General features: G+C 58.2%; 14 protein-coding genes. 6 read left to right on the forward strand and 8 right to left on the reverse strand.

Annotation, left to right across the window (positions count from 1 at the left end):
• Positions 1–34: 34 nt before the first annotated feature.
• Complete coding sequence (locus WCA10_RS12425; protein ID WP_472822837.1) at positions 35–4,180, forward strand: outer membrane beta-barrel protein; 4,146 nt, start codon at positions 35–37, stop codon at positions 4,178–4,180.
• Positions 4,181–4,431: 251 nt separating this feature from the next.
• Positions 4,432–4,692, forward strand: coding sequence for a hypothetical protein (locus tag WCA10_RS12430; RefSeq protein WP_472822838.1), 261 nt, complete (start codon positions 4,432–4,434; stop codon positions 4,690–4,692).
• A gap of 168 nt (positions 4,693–4,860) precedes the next feature.
• Here the strand turns inward: WCA10_RS12430 and groL are convergent, their stop codons facing one another.
• From groL to WCA10_RS12460, 6 genes are all read right to left on the reverse strand, one after another.
• Positions 4,861–6,531, reverse strand: a complete 1,671-nt coding sequence (gene groL, locus WCA10_RS12435) for a chaperonin GroEL (RefSeq protein WP_472822839.1) — start codon at positions 6,529–6,531, stop codon at positions 4,861–4,863.
• A 138-nt stretch (positions 6,532–6,669) separates the two neighbouring features.
• Positions 6,670–6,981 carry a co-chaperone GroES gene (locus WCA10_RS12440; RefSeq protein ID WP_472799201.1) on the reverse strand — a complete coding sequence of 104 codons (312 nt, stop codon included), beginning with the start codon at positions 6,979–6,981 and terminating at the stop codon, positions 6,670–6,672.
• A gap of 655 nt (positions 6,982–7,636) precedes the next feature.
• Entirely contained in the window at positions 7,637–8,266 is a 630-nt protein-coding gene (locus tag WCA10_RS12445; RefSeq protein WP_472822840.1) for an SAM-dependent methyltransferase, read from the reverse strand.
• A gap of 52 nt (positions 8,267–8,318) precedes the next feature.
• Positions 8,319–9,281: a glycosyltransferase family 2 protein gene (locus WCA10_RS12450; RefSeq protein ID WP_472822841.1), complete on the reverse strand. Its 963-nt coding sequence runs from the start codon at positions 9,279–9,281 to the stop codon at positions 8,319–8,321.
• Positions 9,282–9,478: 197 nt separating this feature from the next.
• Positions 9,479–10,951: a GntT/GntP/DsdX family permease gene (locus tag WCA10_RS12455; RefSeq protein ID WP_472822842.1), complete on the reverse strand. Its 1,473-nt coding sequence runs from the start codon at positions 10,949–10,951 to the stop codon at positions 9,479–9,481.
• Positions 10,863–12,317, reverse strand: coding sequence for an N-acyl-D-amino-acid deacylase family protein (locus WCA10_RS12460; protein WP_472822843.1), 1,455 nt, complete (start codon positions 12,315–12,317; stop codon positions 10,863–10,865). The genes WCA10_RS12455 and WCA10_RS12460 overlap by 89 nt, the downstream gene beginning before the upstream one ends.
• 65 nt (positions 12,318–12,382) lie before the next feature.
• On the opposite strand from WCA10_RS12460, the gene WCA10_RS12465 reads away from it, so the two are divergent.
• On the forward strand, positions 12,383–13,669 hold the full coding sequence (locus WCA10_RS12465) for an amino acid deaminase (RefSeq protein ID WP_472822844.1): 1,287 nt from the start codon (positions 12,383–12,385) through the stop codon (positions 13,667–13,669).
• Between the two features lie 144 nt (positions 13,670–13,813).
• On the opposite strand, the gene WCA10_RS12470 is transcribed toward WCA10_RS12465, so the two are convergent.
• Complete coding sequence (locus tag WCA10_RS12470; RefSeq protein WP_472822845.1) at positions 13,814–14,260, reverse strand: MarR family winged helix-turn-helix transcriptional regulator; 447 nt, start codon at positions 14,258–14,260, stop codon at positions 13,814–13,816.
• Between the two features lie 95 nt (positions 14,261–14,355).
• Between WCA10_RS12470 and WCA10_RS12475 the strand changes: the two genes are divergently transcribed.
• Positions 14,356–16,815, forward strand: a complete 2,460-nt coding sequence (locus WCA10_RS12475; protein ID WP_472822846.1) for an ADOP family duplicated permease — start codon at positions 14,356–14,358, stop codon at positions 16,813–16,815.
• 91 nt (positions 16,816–16,906) lie between these two features.
• Here WCA10_RS12475 and WCA10_RS12480 read toward each other — a convergent pair whose 3' ends face one another.
• Entirely contained in the window at positions 16,907–17,431 is a 525-nt protein-coding gene (locus WCA10_RS12480; RefSeq protein ID WP_472822847.1) for a Dps family protein, read from the reverse strand.
• 165 nt (positions 17,432–17,596) lie between these two features.
• Between WCA10_RS12480 and WCA10_RS12485 the strand changes: the two genes are divergently transcribed.
• Together WCA10_RS12485 and WCA10_RS12490 are read left to right on the forward strand one after the other, a co-directional pair.
• Positions 17,597–18,973, forward strand: coding sequence for an FAD-containing oxidoreductase (locus tag WCA10_RS12485; RefSeq protein WP_472822848.1), 1,377 nt, complete (start codon positions 17,597–17,599; stop codon positions 18,971–18,973).
• Between the two features lie 649 nt (positions 18,974–19,622).
• Positions 19,623–22,496 carry a hypothetical protein gene (locus WCA10_RS12490; RefSeq protein WP_472822849.1) on the forward strand — a complete coding sequence of 958 codons (2,874 nt, stop codon included), beginning with the start codon at positions 19,623–19,625 and terminating at the stop codon, positions 22,494–22,496.
• Positions 22,497–22,614 lie beyond the last annotated feature (118 nt).

A 22,614-nucleotide genomic window follows, 5' to 3' on the forward strand; every position in this document is an offset into this window, starting at 1 on the left:
CCGAACACAAACCCTATTTTGCCGTGAGGAGCATATGAATCGACCTTTTTGGAGGAGTGTCGCTCAGTATGGTCTGTTGTGTCTGACCGTGCTGTTTTGTACTTTGCAAGGACTAAGCCAACAGACATTAGGTTCTTTGAACGGAACCGTCGTCGACTCTTCGGGGGCGGCGGTTCCGGGAGCAACCGTGACCGTGACGAATTCGGCCATCAATTACTCAACGACGACCATGACGCAAGGCACCGGGTTTTTCCAGGTCTTCAACTTGCCCATCGGTACCTACACAGTGAAGGTGAGCCACGAGGGATTTGACACCGCAAGCCTGAAAGGCATTCCGGTCCAGGAAGCTCGCGCGACCACCGTAAACCCGACTCTGAAGGTCGGGCAGGTGTCGACCTCGGTCGAGGTGACGTCGACGCCGCTGCTGAATGCGACCGATACGACCAACGGCTATACGCTGGATAGCGCGCAGATCGACCTGACCCCGCTGGCGACCGGCAGCTTTACGCAGATTGCCGTTCTGTCGCCGGGCGTACATGCGGAGTTGTTGTCGAATCTCGATTCGAATGCTGGACTCGGCAATCAGAACATCCAGGCCAATGGACAGCGTGCTACATCGAATACTTTCCAGGTCAATGGTGTTGATTCGACCAACCTGTTCAATGGCATGACTTCTTCCGGAGACAGCTCGCAGCGTTACAACTTCAACATTGGAAGTGCACCGACTGTGGGCGGAGCGTACTCGGTGGGCACGTCGGTTTATGGATCGAACGGCAACAGCCTGCCTTCTCCTCCGCCGCAGTTCACCCAGGAATTGCGCGTGAATACCTCCATGTATGACGCGCAGCAGGGCGCAACGGCGGGCGCGCAGATTGACGTGAACACGACTACGGGTACCAATAACTGGCATGGACAGCTCTACGGGGCGTACGCGAATAACCTGATGAATGCCTCGCCATTTTTCTTCAACCAGGACTATCAACTGGCCCAGCAGGGAGTCGGAGTCTTTCCACAGTCGCTGGTCAACCCCTGGCTGCGCCGCTGGACTGCTGGAGTCACGGCAGGCGGTCCAATCATCAAGGACAGACTCTTCTTTTTCGCTGGGTACCAACGTAGTTTCAACGAAGATCAGGCAACCGGCGTCTCGGAGGTCAACGTTCCGAGCGGCTTGACGGACGATAGGAGCGTTGCCGGTCTACAGGCTGCGGACGCAACCTGGCTGCTGCCGGGCAAAACGCCGCCCGCCACGATCGATCCGGTTGCGCTCGCGATCATGCAGGCAAAGCTTCCAGACGGCCAGCTTCTGATTCCTTCGGCTCAGTCCAATGCACCCTATAATCCCAATGTCCCGAATGGGTACCTGATTGGAACCTCCCGCTTGAGGACAGATCAGGCAACGATCTCGCTGGACTACGACGCAACCAAGCGGGATCGTGTGGAAGGAAAGTACTTCTTCCAAAATGCCCCGGTAACCCGACCCTTTGGCTTTTCGAACACGGCCGGGTTCCCGGTAACCGCGCATAACGGCGCCCAGGTGTTTTCGCTTGGCAACACCATTGCAGTCAATCCGAGATTCAATTGGGAGCAGCGCCTCGGATTCGTGCGGGAAGGGACCTTCAGCGACTATAAACAGAGGTTCGCTGGTGGCAACCTCGGCCTATCGGCTGCGCAGCCAGATAACCTGGTCGCCGGAGTCCTGCCCGGGTTGCAGATCAACAACTTTGCTAACAACGATCAGTATTCACCTCGGCTTTATCTGGGTCCGGCCGGAGTGCCGGGGGCCTTCGTGGACATGGGCTATTTCCAGAGTCGCGTAAACCCCTCGACAAATGTGATCTTCACGGCGGGCAAGCACACCATCGTTGCTGGTGGTGGATACAGCTATACGCAATTGAACATCACCAATAACCGCACCGGTCATGCCCAGGTAATCGTCAATGGATTTGACAGCTTCTTGAAGGGTGAAGTGCGCAGCTCGAGCGTGGTGGAGAGTATCGATCCCACGACGAAACGTAATAACGCGGATCGCTACTATCGCACCAACGAGCTAAACGGCTATGCACAGGACAAATGGCAGGTACTCACGAACCTCAGCATTACTGCCGGTGTTCGCTATGACTACCACGGGGGCATGACCGAGAAATACGGCAACATGTTCAACTTCGATCCGACGCTGTACGACGTGACCGGCACTACGACAACGGGATTCGACGTCATCAATGCCGGGTTCGTTATTGCCGGCAACAATAAAGAGAACCCCACCAAGGGTGTTTCTGCATCAACCCTGAACGGGCGCCAGTGGGGTATTTCGCCGCGTGTCGGCTTCGCATGGTCTCCGAAGAGCGGCCACAGCAATCTTGTGATCAGCGGCGGGGGCGGCATCTATTACGATCGTGGCGAGCTGTTTACGTACCTTTCGCAACCGGCCGGCAGCTCGATCGGTGGGCCGTTTGGCGTTTCGGAATCCTCGCCGCTGGTTAGCCTTGCCAACGGTAATTCGGATTCGGGCCTCACGCTGGAAAATCCGATGGGGAACCTGGCGTTCTCGTCGGCTCCAGCGGGCAGCTACGTTCCGCCGAGTTCCAACCCGGGCGTGATTACACAGGCATTGCAGGCCCAGTTGAACGAGATGACGGGGGCACCCACTTCGGGCTACTACGCGCAGTACGGCAAGAACTGCAGCGGCCTTCAGGCACAGGAAGGATACTTCCTCTGCACGACGCCGTTGAACTTCGGCATTTATGACAAGAGCAACGTGCTGCCCTACACCATGAACTACACGCTGAATGTGCAGTGGCAGCCGCGGAACGATCTAGCTGTCAGTCTTGGTTACACAGGCAATCGGGGACGTCACGCGGTGATTCCGATTCCGATCAATGAGCCTGGCATTGCAACGCCGACCAACCCGATCTGGGGCGAAACTTCGAGCTATGGCATGGAAGTCATGAATCAGAACGAGGATGGTGGTCCTCCGGACTATGACTATCTTCCAATTGCGGTTGAGCCATGGGCTACGTTTGACGCGGGTAATACCGACTTCAGAACGCCGTATGTCGGGTTCAGCCCGAATGCCGCAGACTTTAAGAGTGTCGGTGTTTCGGCCTATGACGCACTGGAAGCGCACGTGGAGAAGCGGCTTTCGCACCACTTCCAGTTCGGCGCGAGCTACACGTGGAGCCATTCCCTCGATGAACAAAGCGACATCGGCCTGTTCTTCACCGGCAACGACCCGAAGCACCTGCGCAACTCGTGGGCGTCCTCGGACTTTGACCGTACCCATGTATTTACGGCGAACTTCCAGGTGGATTTGCCGAACGCGATCAAGGAACACAACTTCGCGTCGTACTTCACCAACGACTGGCATGTAACCGGAATAGGAACATTGCAGAGTGGGGAACCGTGGTCGCTCTATGAGTTCTACGGTGCGGTGGGAAGCATTAACTTCGGCAACTTCCCGACCTTGATGAACCCGGTTCTTGGTATCAAGGATCCGAAGCATCCAAAGACAGCACTGACAGGCAACCCGGGGCGCTTTCGCGCTTCGTCCGGCAACTACATCCCCTACGTCGATCCGTCGCAGATCGCCATCACCTACCTCCAGCCGGGAGACGAGGGCATTCCGGTTTCAACGGGCTCTGATCCATCAGATGTCTATGAGACGGCGTTCAATTCTGGACAACGTAACATCTTCCGCCAGGATCCGCAGAAGCGCCTTGATCTTTCGCTGCGCAAGGGTTTCAGGATTACGGAAAAGATCAGGGCGGAGTATGAACTCAACGTCTTCAACCTGACCAACACGACAAGCCCGGACGTTCCACAGGACCAGGCGCAGATTCGGCAAAACAACGGATGCTCGACAACGGCCATTGCTAGTTTTGGAGGCGATAATAACTGCGGCACATTCCGGAGCTACCTCGGCTACGGCCAGATTGTGACGTCGGCCGATCCTGGGGATCAACAGAGCGCGAGGACGAACCTCGACCAGATTCCGTTCTCATCCGGAACGGGAAAAGCGACCCAGCTACCGATAGCGCTGGGCAATGGCGACTCCTATTGCAACCCGAATCTCTACATCACGAATACCAGCGTCTGTCCGAATAATGCAGCGAACTTCGGGTCGGTAACGGGGGCGATTGGGGGTTCCAGGGCATTCACCATGGGTTTTCACATCACCTACTAACCCCGACCACGCAGGACGGGTGCTGATCGGGAGCCTTCGGGCTCCCGATTTGTTTTGGGCTGATCGAAGATGGGGCGGATCCGATCCGGGTGTGCGAAGACGTCCTGGCCGACGGTCGGAGGGCTCTAACTCAAAGTCCCGATGAAAACCCTGCCAAAAGTTTCATCCCCTGCACTATTTTTGTTGCTCTTTGATTCGGGCCCGGATTAAAGTTGGTTTTTCCACAGGTCAAATAATTTCTGGAGTCTCAAATGTTCTGTCCCAAGTGCAAGTCGGGAGCCCTCTCGACGGTCCCCGCTGAGATTCGGCTCTATCGCAACGCTCCCCGCACGATGAGCCATCCGCCCATGTCCCCTCAGCCCGATGTCCAGATTTGCCTGGACTGCGGATTTTCGGAGTTCGTCGTTCCGGAGAAATGGCTCTCGGCTGGATGGCTTCAGTCGGCGCGGCCCAAGGCAGCTCCGGTGGGTGTTCCGACGCCGATCAACGAAGTGCGCCGCCAGATCGCCTGAGGAAAGGGAGCGCCAGATGGCAGCCCCGGCTGCCAGGAAGCTCTTTGCAGCTCGAATCCGGAAGAAAAATGGCCCCCAGCCGAAGCTGGAGGCCTTTTCTATGCTTTTGAGCGGGAATGCCGGGGAGCGGGTTTGTTACTCACTATTCCCTAGTCCCTACTCCCTGTTTTAGTACATGCCGTCCATGCCGCCGCCGTGGCCGCCGCCTGCCGGGGCAGACTTGGGCTCCGGAATTTCGACAACCAGGGCTTCCGTGGTGAGCAGAAGGCCAGCGATGGACGCTGCATTCTGCAGGGCAGTCCGCGTGACTTTGGTGGGGTCAATGACGCCGGCCTTCACCAGGTCTTCGAAGACGCCGGTCGCAGCGTTGTAGCCGAAGTGCTGGTCCTTGGACTCGAGCACCTTGGCAACCACGACCGCGCCCTCTTCGCCGGCATTGGCAACAATCTGCCGCAGCGGCTCTTCAAGCGAGCGGAGCACAATCTGCGCACCGATCTTTTCGTCGCCTTCCAGGGTCTTGATGAGCGCCTGCACCGCGGGAGTGGCACGAACCAGGGCGACGCCGCCGCCCGGGACAATGCCTTCCTCGACGGCCGCACGAGTCGCGTGGAGAGCGTCTTCAACGCGAGCCTTCTTCTCCTTCAGCTCGGTCTCAGTGGCTGCGCCAACCTTGATGATGGCAACGCCGCCAACCAGCTTGGCCAACCGCTCCTGCAGCTTTTCCTTGTCGTAATCGGAGGTGGTCTTCTCGATCTGGGAACGGATCTCCTTGACGCGGCCTTCGATGTCGGTGGACTTGCCGGCGCCGTCGACGATGGTGGTGTTGTCCTTGTCGATGGTGATGCGCTTTGCCTTGCCCAGGTCCTCGAGCTTCACGCCTTCGAGCTTGATGCCGAGATCCTCGGTGATCGCCTTGCCACCGGTGAGGATGGCGATGTCGCCCAGGATTGCCTTGCGGCGATCGCCGAAGCCGGGAGCCTTGACCGCCGCGACATTCAGCGTGCCACGAAGCTTGTTGACCACAAGGGTGGCCAGAGCTTCACCCTCAACATCCTCAGCAATGATCAGGAGGGGCTTGCCGCCACGAGCAACCTGCTCGAGAAGAGGAAGCAGGTCCTTCATCGCGCTGATCTTCTTTTCGTAAATCAGAATGTACGGATCTTCCAACACCACTTCCAGCCGCTCCGCATCGGTGACGAAGTAGGGGCTGAGATAGCCGCGGTCAAACTGCATGCCGTCGACGGTCTCGAGGCCGGTGTGCATGGTCTTGGACTCTTCGATCGTGATGACGCCATCCTTGCCGACAACCTTGACGGCGTGAGCAATAATGTCGCCGATTTCCTGGTCGCCATTGGCCGAGATTGCGCCGACCTGGGCAACGGAACCCTCGTCCACGGGCTTTGAGAGCTTGCCGAGCGCGCCGTGGTCAATGAACTTTCCGTCCTTGTCACGGGTGCCGATGATGACGGTGACCGCCTTATCGATGCCGCGCTTCAGAGCGGTGGGATTGGCGCCCGCGGCAACAGTCTTCACGCCTTCGCGGAAGATCGCCTGGGCCAGAACGGTCGCGGTTGTGGTGCCATCGCCGGCAACGTCAGAGGTCTTGGAGGCCACTTCGCGAACGAGCTGCGCGCCGACGTTCTCCATTGGATCCTTGAGGTCGATTTCCTTGGCAACCGTTACGCCGTCCTTGGTGATGGTGGGGGAACCAAACTTCTTCTCAATTACGACGTTGCGGCCTTTGGGACCAAGCGTCGCCTTCACGGCGTCTGCCAGCGTGTTGACGCCGCGCAAGATCGCCTGACGGGAATCTTCACCGTGCAGAATCTGCTTTGACATGCTTCTCTCCTAAGTACAGTTGTCAGTTCACAATTGCCAGTTGTCAGTCAATTCCGTCTCGTGTCAGCTTTGCGGGTTGTACGCAACTGGTACTGACAACTGAAGACTGAAAACTGACAACTCGCGCTTAAAGCGCGCCTACTTCTTGATGATGCCGAGGACTTCTTCTTCACGCATGATAAGGAACTCCTCACCGTCGATCTTGATCTCGGTGCCGGAGTACTTGCCAAAGAGAATCTTGTCGCCGGCCTTGACGTCGAGAGGGAATACCTTGCCCTCGTCGTTCGACTTGCCTTTGCCCACGGAGATAACTTCGCCCTCCTGGGGCTTCTCTTTTGCACTGTCGGGAATGATGATGCCCCCGCGGACCGTTTCTCCCTCTTCCACACGGCGGACGAGGATACGATCGTGGAGCGGGGTGAAGGTGGTGGTAACCGATGTTGCTGCCATTGCTTCGCTTCTCCTTCACACGCGGACCAGCAGATGCCGGCCGCGGAATGGTTTTAAGTTGGGTGTAAAAGCTTCTGGGAAACAGGTCTCCGACGGGAGGCCGAACTGCGAGATAAGCACTGCTGCAAGCCTTGTGCTAGCACTCACTGCTTCCAATTGCTAAAGATAGGGTCGGAGCCTGGCATCTGTCAAGTGGAGATCGTTAAATCTGAGTGAAAGTCGCTCAGATACGGTTCCACGCGATCAGTGGGAAGCTTTGGAGGTTTGACGATAGAGAGGGAGAGCCGTTTGAAATCCCCAAACGGCGAAATAAGAAAGGCCTAGGGCAATTCCGGCCAGAACAATCCAGGGGGATGAAATTTGTCGGCGGAATGCTAGTACGACACAAGTGCCGGAAACCATGATTGCGGTTGGCAATCCAAGGCCGCGCAGCATCTCAGACGCAAGAAGCCAAAAGGAAATGTGGGTGTATTTGCAGGCCTCGAATGTGAACCAGGTGCACATAAATGGGACCTGAACCGCTGCCATTGAAAACGCCATGCCGGCTGCCCCATATCGAGGTACCAGGACAAGTGCGATTGCGAGAGCGATTATCCCGCCAGATGCGGAAATCAGAGCGGCCTTTCGGTAATTGCTGGATGCGTAGAGAAGCAGATCAGACGTATACTGGACGCAGGATGTACTCAAGCACGCCGGTCGCGACAATCAAGTCAAAGGTTCCGTTAATTGGATCACGGCGGACGTCCCATTCGGCGAATTCGATATTGCTTCGATCACTGCACCGTTGCTTTGCACGCTGGAGGGCTATCGCGGATAGGTCTACCGCAAGAAGCGTTCCACAGCGCTCAGCCAGCATCCTTGTGAACATACCTTCTGCGCAACCCACCCCCAGGACACTTGGAAAGACACCATCCGGCTTTGCCAAACGCAGGAACTCCAATGCGCGCTGAAAGCGAAACTGCTCGAGGTCCCGAGCAAAGCCATAGGGATCAGGTTCCTGGAAATTCTCTTCCACCGCGGCGCGATTCCGTTCGCTGCTGTCAACCACGGTGCTCTTGATTTCCAGCATGTAGCCGATCGCCGTTCGGAAAAGCGGGACTTTCTCCAGGACCTTTCGTGTACTGCGATATGTAGAATAGAGGGCCCCCTGCTTCCTCAAATTAGCTCCTTTGATCGCAACGTGACCACACAATAGGGTAAATTGAATTCTCTCAAACGCCAATTGCTGTGTGTTGCAGGAAACGAAACAGGCGGCGGCAAAGGGAGGACGCTCAACAGCGGGCACTCGCTCGTCCAGAAGTCCACCCGCGCCGATGTTTCGTTCAATCCTGACGTACCTATGTGTCTCTTCCTTTCGGAGTGCGAAGAAAGAGCCAAAGACCTTCGACTGAGGCTTTGAGGAGAATGCGCCATCCGCTGGTCATAATCTCTCCCGGCTCCTGCGGGTCGCGAGGCCAGTCGAGCGGCTTGCCGCGCAAACGTCGAATGAGGAACCGAACAAGGTCCATTCGCTGCGCAGGAAATTCTGAAAACAACAGGAGCCAATAGGTAATCGAGTTTCGAGCTTCGTTTTCAATAGTGTCTCTGCTCAAAGACGGATGAAATACGACTGCGGCGGGAAGGTAAACGGCTTTGTATCCGTTCGAGAGCAGGCTGGCAAAGGCGTAGGATTCTTCGCCTATTTGAAATGGGGCACCGCGGCCGAGGCGAACGTCGAACACGTCGGGGGTAAGACATGCACTTTTGCGCAAGGCCATGTTGCTGCCAAGGCCCATTCCGCCAAAAGTAGTGATTTCGAACCAGTGTGGATCGCTCCTGCTGAGGATGCGCGGACCGTCCGTCCTGTTGCCGCCCAGGGAGATCGGAGTGACCACCTTTCCGGTGGAGGCCGCCGTCCTCTCGTCGGCAAATGGCTCCATCAGGATGCCGAGCCAGTCGGGTGCCGGAACGGCGTCGTCGTCGAGAAAGGCCACAATCTCTGTGTCGCACTCTGCCAGTCCGCGGTTGCGTGCGCGGCTCAAGCCCGGCACCGGCTCGATCACATAGCGGGTGCCGAATTCGTGCGAGAGGTTCTCGGTTTCCTGATTGCCTTGCGTGTTGTCAACGACCAGAATCTGGTTGGGCATCGGGTCCAACCGGGCAATGGCGCTGAGGCACTCCCTCAGATTGGCGGGACGGTTTCTTGTGCAAATGACGACAGATACGCTCAGAGTTGTTTCCTCGCAACCGGAATTCAAGATGATTTGCGCGAGGCCACTGGCCGAAACATTCAATGCACAGACCTCAATTTCATATTCCAAGCGCTCGTCGAAAATCTCCAGGAGACACTCTTAAAAAACGGGTGATAAAAGTTGAAACTTCGCCACTTCAATTATCTCAAAGATCATGAGCGGATCAGTGCAATCTAAGCCTCGCTGAAAGAATCGAGTTAAAACTCCTCCGGATTCGGCTCCAGAGCCGCTACTTTCGAGATGCAGCCCACTGAAGGCTGTTTGGATCAGACTGCCAGCGAGGCGAGAAGGGCGAATCCCAGCCCTGCGAAGGAGATGATGGTTTCGCAGATGGACCACGACTTCAAGGTTTCGGTAACGCTAAGGTTCAGGTATTCCTTCACCAGCCAGAAGCCGCCGTCGTTGACGTGCGAAAAGATGAGGGAACCGGCGCCGGTGGCGATGGCCAGCAGTTCCGGGGAAACTCCGGGAGTCTGCAGAGCAATAGGCGCCACAATACCTGCGGCGGTAGTCATCGCAACGGTCGCGGATCCTGTTGCGAGACGCATGAGAGCGGCCAGGGTCCAGGCAAGCAGAAGCAGCGGCAGGTGCCGCTGCATGGCGATCTGAATCATGGCGTGGGAGACGCCGCTGTCCTGCAGTACGCGTCCGAATCCACCGCCGGCGCCGACCAGCAGGGTAATGGTGGCAGTGGGAGCCAGGCACTCATTGCTGAAGCGGAGTATGGTTTCGCGCGAGACGCCGCGCATCGCGCCAAGCGTAATGAAGCTGATGAGGACTCCGATGAGAAGGGCAATGTCGTCGTTGCCGGCGAGATGAAGGGCTTCGTTGGCGACAGTGCCCTTGGGCGCGAAGGAGTCGGCCCAGCTACCGATGAGCATGAGGGCGACAGGAAGCAGGATGCTGCCGATGGTAAGCCAGAAGCCCGGTAGGCTGCGGTTGGGATTGTGATCGGCAAAATCGTCGGCCATGGGATTTTCGGCGGGAACCTTGATCCAGGGCGCAATGATTTTTGCAAAAAGCGGGCCAGCAAGCGCAGCGGTCGGAATGGCGATCAGCAGCGCGTAGAAGATCGTTCGGCCAACGTCGGCGTGGTAGATGTTAACTGCGAGCAGAGCGGCCGGATGTGGGGGGACAAGGCCGTGATCGACAGAAAGCGCTGCGACCAGCGGAAGGGCGACGCGAATGAGGGGGGTTCCCGTGCGGCGCGAAACAGTAAAAGCAATGGGGATGAGGAGTACGAAGCCGACTTCGAAAAATGCGGGCAGGCCCACGATGAGGCCGATGACCATCATGGCCCAGGGCAGGTGTTTTTCGCCAAAGATGCGGATCAGGGTAAGCGCGATGGAGTCGGCGCCGCCGGATTCAGCCATCATTTTGCCGAGCATGGTGCCCAGGGCGACCACGATGGCGATATGGCCGAGGGTGCCGCCCACGCCGGCTTCGAAGGAGTGAATCACGCTTGCCATCGGCATCCCGGAGACAATGGCCAGGGCGAGAGAAGCGAGCAGGAGACTGAGAAACGGGTTGAGCTTGAGGACCGTGACGAGCAGGATGATTCCGATAACGGCGCCGAGCGCGCTGAGCAACAGAAAGATGCTGTGGGGATCGATCATCGGCTGGCCGGTTTCAGGAAGATGACTGCGCGGTTCATTGGAGCCACTCGGTTTTGGCGCGAGGAAGGAAGCGGCCTGCGCGGTCTCCGGTGAGTCCTTGAGAAGTGTACGACAAGGTGCCATTGACCCAGATCTTCTCGATGCCGCGGGCGGGACGGATGGGGTCGGCGAAAGTCGCGCTGTCTTCGATGGTGTGGGGATTGAATAGAACGAGGTCCGCCCAGTAGTCTTCGGCAATCGCTCCGCGCTGTGCCAAACCGAAGCGCCGGGCGGGCATGGTGGTCATCTTGTGAATCGCCTGCGGAAGCGAGAACAGCTTTTGATCGCGGCAATAGCGGCCAAGCACGCGCGGGAATGCGCCCCAGAGGCGAGGATGGGGGTGCTGGTCCCAAGGCAAACCATCCGACCCGATCATCGTGGCGGGATGCGCGAGAATGCGACGCATGTCGTCCTCATCAATGCTGTGATAGATCGCGCCGGCGGGCTGAAGACGCCTTGCCGCATCGAGTTGGGTGAGGTTCCAGTCCGTGGCGATGTCGGTGAGCGTCCGGCCTGCGGCTGTGGGGAAGGGAGTGCTCCAGGTGATTTCGATCCGAACGCGCGGGTCGACCTGCCCGAGGTCCAGTGTGCTGGACCCAGCGGCGTAGGGATAGCAGTCGCAGCCGATGTGTTGAGAGGCACGCGCCCGCTCGAGCGCGTCGAGGACTTCGCTGCTGCGACCCCAATTGGCAATGCCCGCGCATTTGAGATGCGAGATGACGACGGGCGACTCGCCATAGCGGCCGATGCGGAAGGATTCGTCCATCGCGTAGAGGATGGCGTCGGTCTCGGTCCGCATGTGCGTAACGTAAATGCTGCGAGCGCCGATCAGTGTGCTTGCGAGCGCCATTACTTCGTCGGTGCCGGCGGCATTGGCGGACGCGTATGCCAGCCCGGAACTGAGGCCGAGGGCGCCCGACGCGAGGGCTGCGGCAAGTTCGGCGCGCATCCGCTGAACCTCTTCCTCGTTGGCAGTGCGGTCAAGGCGATCCATGTGATTGTTGCGCAGCGAGGTGTGGCCGATGAGGGCCGCAACGTTGACCGACGGGCGCGCGGCAGCGAGCGCAGAGACGTAGTGGTCGAAAGTCGGGTAGCGGAAGTATTCGCGCTTCCCCAGCAGGTTCATCGGATCGGGCGGGTCGGCCTTGAGCCTGACCGGCGAAGCGCTGATGCCGCAGTTGCCGACGATGACGGTGGTGACGCCCTGCGAGATTTTGGGCAGCATCGCGGGTGTTTCAATGACGCTGGTATCGTCGTGGGTGTGTACGTCGATGAAGCCGGGCGCGAGGCAGAGACCGTCGGCTTCAATGATGTCCGCTGTGCTGCAATGGAGGGATGCGCCGATTTCAACAATGCGGCCATTGTGAACGGCGACGTCAAGCAACTGCGCGTCGTTTCCGCTGCCGTCAAGCACCGTTGCGTTGCGTATGAGTGTGTCGCAATTCAGCATCTGGACTGACTCAGAATATAGACTATGGTCGCGGGTGCGGGTTCGAGATGTCGCTGGCGGAAGGGGTGAGAATCATTCGCGAAAACAACACGCAAATGCAGGCGGGACGGCAGATTGGCTGCTTGAACAAGGGGCTGGGCTCGATCCCCGGGGATTCGTCGGCCGAACAAATTGTTCAACTGGGATGGAATCTGTTACGCGAAGATCTGAGCTTGCCGACAGCGGTGCTGTATCGCGATCGGCTGGAGCACAATCTCGGCTGGATGCAGCGCTTCATGGATGCATACAGGGTTCGGCTGGCGCCGCATGGCAAAACAACGATGGCGCCACGGCTGTTCCAGATGCAACTCGAAAGCGGCGCATGGGGCATCACCCTGGCCAGCGCACACCAGACGATGGTGGCGCATGCGCACGGAGTGCATCGCGTGCTGATGGCCAACGAGCTTGTAGGGCGGCAGAACATGCAGATGATTGCAAACCTCCTCAGAGATCCGGAGTTCGAGTTCTATTGCCTGGTGGATTCGGCGGCTGGTGTGGAACTGCTGGGGAGATTTTTCTCCGTGCTCGGGCTGCGGCTGAACGTGTTGCTCGAACTTGGGGTGATCGGCGGACGCTGCGGAGTTCGCGACGATGTGCAGTTGGAGCAGGTGCTGAGTGCGCTGGCTAAATGGAACAACGCGATTCAACTTTGCGGCGTGGAGCTCTACGAAGGCGTGCTGAAGGAGGAGAAGGACATTCGCGCGTTTATGCAACGCGCATGCGACGTAACCCGCACCCTGCTTGAGCGGAACGCCTTCGCCCGTAAGCCGGCTCTGCTTTCCGGCGCGGGATCGGCATGGTACGACGTGGTGGCCGAAGAGTTTGCTGCGGCGGAATTCGGCGATGCGGTGGAGATTGTGCTGCGGCCCGGCTGTTACCTGACGCACGATGTGGGCAACTACGAGACACAACAGAGGCGCATACTTGCGTCGAATCCGATTGCGCGGGAGACGCGTTCCGGCCTCGTGCCGGCGTTGCATATATGGGCGTACGTCCAATCCGTTCCAGAGGACGAACTGGCCGTTGTGACCATGGGGCGGCGCGATGCGGCATTCGATTCCGGACTGCCGACGCCGGCGCTACACGTTCGGCCTGGAAGCTCCGAGCCGAAGCCATGTTTGGCACACTGGGAGACCACGAAGTTGATGGACCAGCACGCCTACCTGAAGATTGCAGCCGGAGACAATGTGCGCGTTGGAGACATGATCGGCTTCAACATTTCGCACCCGTGCCTCACATTCGACAAGTGGAGGACGATCCCAATTCTCGACGAGGCATACAACGTTGTCGATGTGGTGCAGACGTACTTCTAGAATTAACCGCTTATCTTCTGGTCCGATTCAAATTGCCTCCGGTCGGGACCGAAACATCGCGATTGTCGGTCACTCGGCTTCTCGGGCAGTTAGAATCGTCGACCGCTGGATCAACACTCGCAATGAACAAAGAAAAATGAGCAGTCAGGAGATGGCGTGGAGGTTCTGGCGCAGCCCGTTCCAATCGACGCCGGGAGCAAGCTGTTCGATCTCTTCGTGGGTGCGTTGCCAGACAGGCAACGCACGGGCCAGCAGGCTGCGCCCTTTCGCGGTCAGGATGAGGATACGGCTGCGCCGGTCAGACGCGTCGGAAGCGATCCTAACCAGGCCACGCCGCTCCAACGGCTTCAGGGCCGCTGTAAGAGTGGTTCGATCCATCGCCAGCAGGGTGGCGACCGGCCCCATGGGCGGAGGTGCAGGGCGATTGAGCGACATGAGCAAGGAAAACTGCCCATTGGTCAGGTCGAAGGGACGCAACTCCTCGTCGAATCGACGGCCGAGTGCGCGCGCCGCACGCTGCACATGGAGGCAAAGACATCGATCCTTGACCAGCAGCGTTGTCTCGAAGGGTAGCGCATTTGTGCTTGACACGAGATGAGAATAGTTGATATCAACATATTCGTCAAGTGTTGGGCTTACACTGGTTCCGTACGATTCCAACCGATTCCCCTCGGAGGTCGCCCGTCATGTCATTTTTTCGTGATCTGAGGATTGCTGTTCGCTCGCTGGGGCGCGTTCGCGCCCTGTGGTTCACCGTGGCTCTTACCCTGGCCCTGGGGATCGGCGCCAACGCCGCCATCTTCAGCGTGGTGCGCGCGGTGCTGCTGCGGCCGCTTGCGAATCGCGATGAAGACCGCCTGCTCTACGTGCGCCAGAGCGCACCGGGAATCGGAGTGACGAATGCGACATTTTCGATTCCCGAGATCAGCGACATCGGAAGCAAACTGAAGACGATTCAGGAACTCGGCACATTTTCAGAGATCGACTTTACGGTGGTAGGGCTGGGCACGCCCCGCGAGATCCCGGCGGGCGTTGTCGACGGACACTACTTCGATGTGATGGGGCTCAAACCGATCCTTGGGCGTCTGCTTGGCCCGAATGACGACGGACAGAACGCGGCAGGCGCTGTTGTACTGACGTATCACTTCTGGAAATCTTCGCTTCACTCCGACCCCAGCGTATTGGGCAAACAAGTGCGGCTCGAAAGCATCATGGGCGCGCGTTCGGCGACGGTGGTGGGAGTGCTGGAGCCGTCGGTGCCGTATCCGGTGGCGACCGAGATGATTGCCAACGTGGTGACGAGTCCGCATCACCTCTCGGCAACGATGGTGACCGGCCGCGAGCATCGCATGACGGAGGTCTTTGCGCGGCTCGCTCCGGGAGCGACAGTGGAAGCGGCGCGCGCGGAGTTGCGCGCAGTGTACGCGGCAATGACTGCTGCCCACCCCGAAGTCTACAAACCCGAGGATCACTACCAGATCGAAGTGACGCGGATGCACGAACAGATCAATGCCCGCGCGAATGCGATTTTGTGGATATTGTTTGCGGCTTCAGGACTGCTGTTTGTGATTGCGAGTTCAAATGTCGCCAACCTCGTACTGGCGCGGACAGTACGGCGTGAATCGGAATTAGCGGTTCGCCTGGCGCTGGGCGCAAGCACGCGCGCCATCCGGCGATCGCTTCTGGCCGAGGGGCTGGTGCTATGCGGCAGCGGTGCGATTGCGGCCGTTCTGCTCGCGATTCCGATGGTGAACGTGCTGGGCCGGTACGCTGCGCGATTCTCGGTGCGCGCCAATGACCTGACACTCGATTTCAGCCTGGTGTGGTTTGGAATTGCGCTGGCACTGGTGGCGGCAGTTTTTCTGGCGTACGTGCCGCGGCTGCCTTCGCCTAATGGCGCGCAGGGCGGCCTGTCTGCGCGCGGGGTGCGGGCGGCGGCGGGTGGAAGCAGCCGGAGGCTTCGCATTTTCGCCGTCACGCAAATCACCGCATCGTTTTTGCTGCTGGCAGGGGCGTGTGTTCTGATGAAGACCCTCTTCGTGCTCGAGGAAACGCGGCCGCCGTTCGATTCCGCCAATGTGCTGGCCGTGAATCTGCCCGTGCTGTCGTATGGCAAGACGCCGGAGCAGGTGGAGCAGTTCTATCGCGAAGTGCTGCGCCGGGTCGGTGTATTGCCGGGCGTCGAGCATGTTTCCTCCGGCTTCAGCGCGCCATGGCGCGACGACCAGGGACTGAACATCGCCTTCACCTTTGCCGCGCAGGGAGCGCGGCGCAATGACGGGCAGGACTACCGCGCCAAGTTTCGGACCGTATCGCCTGGATTCTTTGCGACGTTCGGCGTGCCGATTGTTTCGGGTCGCGACTTCAATGACGGCGACAAGCAAGGGTCGGAGCGCGTGGTGATCATCAGCCAGAGCCTTGCCAATCTGCTCTATCCGGGCCAGAATCCGCTGAACCGCAAGCTATGGTGGACGGATGGCGTGATGAAGTTCATCGGCATCAGCACGGAGCCGCGCCGCATCGTCGCCGTCGTGCCGGACTTCGATGACGAGAACATCATTCCGGCCCCCACAATGACCGTGTACCAGCCGATCGAGCAGGAGGGCTGGAACGGCCGACTCTTTGTGCGCGCTCATAACGATCCCTATGTGCTGCTGCCTGCGATCAGCCGCACCATTCACGAGATGTCTTCAGACCAACCGGTGGAGAAGGCAAGCACGCTGGGCGATGTTCGCGCAGAAGTGCTTTCGCCCGACAAACTGAATGCGATTGTGTTTGGCGGATTCGCAGCAGTTGCGTTGCTGATTTCGGTGGTGGGCGTTGCCGGTGTGCTGGCGTTCTCGGTGAGCAGCCGCACGCGTGAATTCGGAATCCGCATGGCGCTCGGCGCCCAGCGACGCAATATTCTCACCGATGTACTGGTCGACGGGCTGGCGATCGCCGCGATTGGGGTAATGGCTGGCGTGGTGCTTGGTTTCGGTCTTTCAGCGATTGCGGGAAAATATGTGGCGGAGATCCACCAACCGGGCGCAGTGGCATTTGTAGCGTCGGCGTTCACCATTCTGGCCGCGGCTGTGATTGCCTCCGCAGTGCCTGCCGCGCGCGCCGCAAGCGTCAACGCGGTTGAGGCGCTGCGGGCGGAATAGTGCGTGCGGCCGTTGGGGCTTTTGCATCCCAACGGCCGGCGCTGCGCTCATGGATTCCTGATTCGTTTGCCAAACGCGAGTTTGATCGAACTCAACCGCGAGAGTGGCGGGTTGCTTCAAACAGGAACCAGCCGCGGCGCTGTCCCTGGTCAATCCAGTTTTCCAGCAGGCTCGCAGTGGCCACATCTCCCTCGTCATCGCAGAGGGTGTGAACCGCGCGCATGCTGAGAACCAGCGCCTTCTCGTCTTCGCGCAACTCGGCCAGCATGTCCTCTGGAGTGACGTAGTCTGCGTCATTGTCGCGAATGCGCTGCAGTCGCGCGATGTGGCCGATGGAGCGGATCGTTGTACCGCCAATCTTGCGGACGCGCTCGGCGATATCGTCCGTCATGGCAAACAACTGGTCTCCATGGTCGTCCAGCAACAGGTGATAATCACGGAAGTGCGGCCCGCTCATGTGCCAATGAAAGTTCTTGGTCTTGAGGTACAGGCCGAACACATCGGCAAGCAGCGCGTTGAGTGCGCCGGTGATATCTTCAACTGCTTTCGGTTCAATGTCGGAAGGGGTGGTAAGCGGAGCCTTCTGGTGCTCCACAAGTGCGGATCTTGACGGCATCTTCAATTTCTCCTTCTAGGCTTCAGATGTTTGGCATGGCGTGAAGGGTTCATCAGCCTGAACGGCAGTTTTCAACAATCCCGCATCTTAGAGAGGCAACGTGACGCTACGATAAATTCGGCGTATGACAGCTCTTCGTGCGTGGAAATGTTCAGGAGGTTTTAGATGACGCAGCCTTTTGACGCGATCATTGTCGGCGCGGGCCAGGCGGGACCGTCGCTGGCCGCGCGTTTGGCGAAGGTAGGGCGAAAGGTGGCGCTGATCGAGCGGCATCTGCTGGGTGGAACGTGCGTGAACACGGGGTGTACTCCGACCAAAGCGCTTGTAGCCAGCGCCCACGCGGCGCATCTCGCGAGGCGCGGCGTGGATTTCGGCGTCACCACGGGCCCTGTGAGCGTAAATATGCGTGCGGTAAAGGCGCGCATGGATGCGATTGTGAACAAGTCGCGGTCCGGGCTGGAGAAATGGCTCGGAAGTACACAGAATTGCACCGTAATCCGGGAACAGGCGCGATTCACCGGGCCACACGCGATGCGCGCGGGCCAAGAGGACTACGAGGCAGAGCAGATATTTCTTAACGTCGGCGCACGTCCCATGGTGCAGAAGATGCCGGGCGCCGATACGGTCCCGTTTCTGACCAGCACAAGCATTCTCTCGCTCGACGAATTGCCGGAGCACCTGGTCGTAGTCGGCGGCGGATATGTTGGCCTGGAGTTTGCGCAGATCTTTCGGCGGTTTGGGTGCCAGGTCACGATCGTAGAAAAGAGCTCGAGGCTGGCGAGTCGCGAGGATGAGGACGCATCCAGGGTCATTCACGAAATCTTTGCCGGGGAGGGAATTGATATTCGGCTCAACGCCAATTGCATTCACCTGGAGCAACGTGATCGCGGTGTCTCCGTCGGACTGGAGTGCGATGAGGGTGCTCCCCACGTGGATGGTTCGCACGTTCTGTTGGCGGTGGGCCGCGTGCCGAATACCGGCGATCTGAATCTTGCGGCGGCTGGAATCGATGCGGATGAACACGGGTACATTCGCGTCGATGAGGGGTTGCAGACCAATGTCCCAGGCATCTTCGCGCTGGGCGACTGCAATGGATGCGGCGCCTTTACGCATACCTCGTACAACGACTATGAGATTGTGGCCGACAACCTGCTGGGGGGCGCCACGCGGAAGGTGAGCGACCGGATTCCGGCATCGGCGATCTATATCGACCCACCACTGGCGCGTGTGGGTATGTCGGAAGCCGAGGTGCGTAAGAGCGGAAAGCCGGCTTTGATGGGGGTCCGCCCAATGACGCGTGTGAGCCGCGCGATTGAAAAAGGGGAGACCGCCGGCTTTATCAAGGTGCTGGTGGACGCGGAATCAAAACAGATTCTCGGGGCGACGGTATTTGGGGTCGGAGGCGACGAAGCTGTCCACTGCATCCTCACCGCGATGTATGCCCGCCAGCCAGCGTCGCTGCTGACACACTCGGTGCATATTCATCCCACGGTGGCGGAACTGATTCCGACGACGTTTGGGGAACTGAAACCGCTTGCGTGAACCTTTCGCGCCTTGAATGAGTCTGAAGGAGCGGTTGGTTGAACCGAAATCTCCGGGGCATATCGACGTCCGTGCCAGAATCCGCCGAAGCGATGACCATTCAATTACATTGCGTTTCTCCAACCGCTCTATGTGCCGAGCCTGGGAGGCTTGATGAACAACGCTTTTCAATTAAGCTTGCCGGGCGCGCATTGATTTGCGATGATGGTTGCCCGGTTGCGCGGCTCCTCTCCTGCCGCTTGAGATTCCCAAGCGACTGGCGCTGATCGGATTCGAAGTTTCGTTCTTTGTGAAATACGCTATTTGATGAATGTGTTGCGGTTGTGCCGTTCGAGTTCCAAGGGTATTTCCGGCAAATGGAGCCTGGTTGACGCTCCAGTCAATGCCTCTCGTGGTTTGAAGGGGTGTTTCGATGAGTCTCTCTCATCCCCGGTCTATTTGTATATCCGGTTTGTTCTGTCTGGCGATCTGCTGCCCTTCTTATCTGTGTTCGCAAGCGAGTTCGCAGACCTCGCGGGCGCACTCTGATTCCCGTCCCAATGAGCTGCAATCGGTTCCAACGGATTCGATCGTGATCCCTGGCCCGTTGCGACCTTTTCTCCGCATGGCGGGTATCAGCCAGGAGGTAACTCCTGAAGATGTATTGCCGATGCTTGCACGCAATGTGGTGCTATATGGCTTCGACACAGACGGGGAAAAGGAGTACCTGATTCTGGTAGACAGGTATGTCCACCAGGCTCGCGACCTCGAGCGACTTTCGGCGACGGATGGCAAGATTCACATCGGCGGTTGCGGCGATGCGGCCGAGTTACTGAGCGTGCTGGGATATAAGTTTCAGGGACTGTGCGGCCACAGAAATACCGCGCTGGTGACGGGGAATGCAGAACGAGCGTTTCTAACCATCGATTCAGGTTTCCCGCTTACCGCGCTTGAGCAAGCCTTGCAGAAGAATGGACCGTTCACGTATTCGTTTCCAGCGACCAGAGTGCCGATCATTTTCACTGAGAAAGAGTGGCTTGCAGCCGCCGGTTCAAAACGTAAAACGGATAACACGTTACTTGAACTGTTGTTGCACAATCACGAAGCTGACCGCCTTTACGCGGCAATGGCCAAATATGACCTGGAAACGCGGCTATCTTTGAATCAATCGCCGGGACTGAAAAAGCTGATGTCCGTGGCGACAGTCATTGATTTGTATGGAAGCCAAATTCGTGTCGAATCGGGGCGAGTGATCGTACCCGGCGATAACGACAAAGCGTGGGAGGACCTGATAGGAGAAAGCCCGCGCGCTCCCGGACCGTTTGTGGCCAAACTCTTGACAAGAGATAGCGGTTGGCTGGCTGCGTATTTCGATGTTTTGGCTCGTCTCAATCATGCCCAACAGGAACATCTGACCGAAGGGAATCGCCTCAAGCGTTTCTACGAAGTTTATAGAGCACCCGTTGCCTACGTCGGCGCGACGAAGGGAATATTTCCTAGAAATGGCGACCTCTTCATTTTATTGACCTCGTTAAAGTGGAAGGCAGACGGCGACTTTGCGATTCCTGGAGATGTTTTTGTATGGGAGGAAATCCTCTCGCAGATGGCCAAATTCAGGCAAATGAGGTCTTGGTTAGGGCGGAGTCACGACTGGAATACCTCGGGGCGACTGCTGGAAACGTTGATTGCGTCGTCGAACCTTCAATCTGACACGGGCCCAGTCCAGGTTTTTCTTTTGCTGAATGCAATGAATTCCCTGAGACCGCCGGAACGCCAGCTGTCCGGTGAGACGGACAAACTGGTGGCACGCCGCTTTGCACAGTTTCACCATTGGTTCGCTATCTTTGCCGAATTTCCGGGTCTTGATGATAGCGCGATCGCGCAGTTTGTAGATGCGTCAGATCGAATCGACAGCATCCCGAATTTGGCTCTTCGTTCGAATGCGTTGGGAGCGTTTCAGGCCGACATTGGAATTTGGCAAATCCTTGCCCGGCAGGGCCAGATACCCCTCGACAAGCTGAATTCGTCGTGGCACGAAGTGGTGCAGCCGTTCATAGGGAGCCGTTCCTCCGTGCAACTCTTCGAAGCGGCCCAAAGTTCGTTGCAGGGGGCGCTGCAGGCGGCGAGCGGCAACCGAAACCTCTCTCAGGATGAGATCATCGACCTTCTTGCGGGACCGGTTCACGATGACCATGACAGCCAACGCGTTCACCAAGAAATGGCCGAGAGGCTTCGTTCTGTTCTGGATGATCAACGCCTGGTCTCTCTCGATACCTTATTCGGCCTCTACGATGGAATGACCGAAATGGCGCGCGGATCCGCGACCGGGAATGCGTTGCTGCCCCTTGCTGAGAATCTCCGTGAGTTCGAGATGCCGCGGCCCATCTTTACGGGAAACGAGAAGAGCGCCTGGGCGCCAGTTGTATACACAAGCAGGCATGCGGAATTGCAGGTGAGAACGGACCTGACGAAGATCCTCAAAACTTCGGTAACGCCGTCGCAGATTGAGGCCGGCCGAGGTCAGCTCACTCCGTTCCTGAGAGACACGCTGGTTGGATTGAACTATGCGTACTACGAGCCACCCGGTGCCGAGGTTCTCCATAACAATCCGCTGTTCGTCCGTTCCCATGATTTCTCCTCCATCTCGGTTCAGGGGACTGTCGAGATATGGGGAGTTCCCCGGCTGATAGGAATTGGCGCAACGGCCGGTGGGGGAGCCTACTTGCTGGGTTCTCTGGCAGATTTACCTTATGCGCTGGCGTCGGCGGAAGAAGATTTCATCGTCCCAAAGAACATTCAGGCCTTGATCTGGAAGGATATCGTTCCCGACCTCCTGGTAAGCGCCACCTTGCCGCGCTGGTGGAATGTGAGCCAAAACGAATTGCACCTTGCAGCGATGTATCAACGAGCGGGCGAAGAACTGCTAAATGCAGCCGCGGGCAATGCGGACCTTCGGGAGAAAGTGATCGCCATCCTCGCGGATCGAATGATGCCGGGTCAGGTGGAAAAGACCGCAAAGGCTCTTATGGGTCCGGAGGGCGCCGCGATCGTGATCGGACAAACGCCGCCTGCGGATGTCTTTTATCTTGCGATGGAGTTCCGGAGGAGATATCCCAATCCGGCATCGATGGCGGGACCAGTGGGGCGGGAATTGGATGAGCTTGCTCAGAAATACCCTTCAGAGGCTGGCATGGAGCGATTGTCGGCTGATTTCGGCGTGCCCCATCCGGGTCTGATGATCACGGCTTCTTCCGCCCTGCTCAACATAAAGTCGATTTCAACGTTTGGCGGAGACGCCGGCAGACTGTTTGCAGAATCATGGGATTCCAACAATCTTTACTGGGCCAGACTTGCAGACGAGATGGGCTATACCCCAGCCGAACTTAATCTTCTGGTGCCCGAGCTAACCCGCAACATGGTGGCCAATATCTTCGCCAGCAACATCGACGACTCGCCCGCATTGCTTCGAGCGATGCAGCAAACGGGAGACGAATTTCGAAAGGGCAAGATTACGCTCCAGGCCGTTACGACGTTCCAGCATTAAGAGCATGCGAGAACCGCATAAAGGGGTCTAACTTCGATGAGAAGGAAAACTCTAGGCTGTTACATCACGCTTTCGTGCCTCGTTTTGCAGAGCACGGGATCGCAATCTCCTGCTCAGG

Source organism: Occallatibacter sp. (genome assembly GCF_049582745.1).
Taxonomy (GTDB): domain Bacteria; phylum Acidobacteriota; class Terriglobia; order Terriglobales; family Acidobacteriaceae; genus Telmatobacter.

What these genes read in the sequence shown, in the direction of transcription:
- WCA10_RS12425 (WP_472822837.1), top strand. Translation starts at nt 35, where the DNA reads ATGAATCGACCTTTTTGGAGGAGTGTCGCTCAGTATGGTCTGTTGTGT.
- WCA10_RS12430 (WP_472822838.1), top strand. Translation starts at nt 4,432, where the DNA reads ATGTTCTGTCCCAAGTGCAAGTCGGGAGCCCTCTCGACGGTCCCCGCT.
- groL (WP_472822839.1), bottom strand. Translation starts at nt 6,531, where the DNA reads ATGTCAAAGCAGATTCTGCACGGTGAAGATTCCCGTCAGGCGATCTTG.
- WCA10_RS12440 (WP_472799201.1), bottom strand. Translation starts at nt 6,981, where the DNA reads ATGGCAGCAACATCGGTTACCACCACCTTCACCCCGCTCCACGATCGT.
- WCA10_RS12455 (WP_472822842.1), bottom strand. Translation starts at nt 10,951, where the DNA reads ATGGCACCTTGTCGTACACTTCTCAAGGACTCACCGGAGACCGCGCAG.
- WCA10_RS12460 (WP_472822843.1), bottom strand. Translation starts at nt 12,317, where the DNA reads ATGCTGAATTGCGACACACTCATACGCAACGCAACGGTGCTTGACGGC.
- WCA10_RS12475 (WP_472822846.1), top strand. Translation starts at nt 14,356, where the DNA reads ATGTCATTTTTTCGTGATCTGAGGATTGCTGTTCGCTCGCTGGGGCGC.
- WCA10_RS12480 (WP_472822847.1), bottom strand. Translation starts at nt 17,431, where the DNA reads ATGCCGTCAAGATCCGCACTTGTGGAGCACCAGAAGGCTCCGCTTACC.
- WCA10_RS12485 (WP_472822848.1), top strand. Translation starts at nt 17,597, where the DNA reads ATGACGCAGCCTTTTGACGCGATCATTGTCGGCGCGGGCCAGGCGGGA.
- WCA10_RS12490 (WP_472822849.1), top strand. Translation starts at nt 19,623, where the DNA reads ATGCTTGCACGCAATGTGGTGCTATATGGCTTCGACACAGACGGGGAA.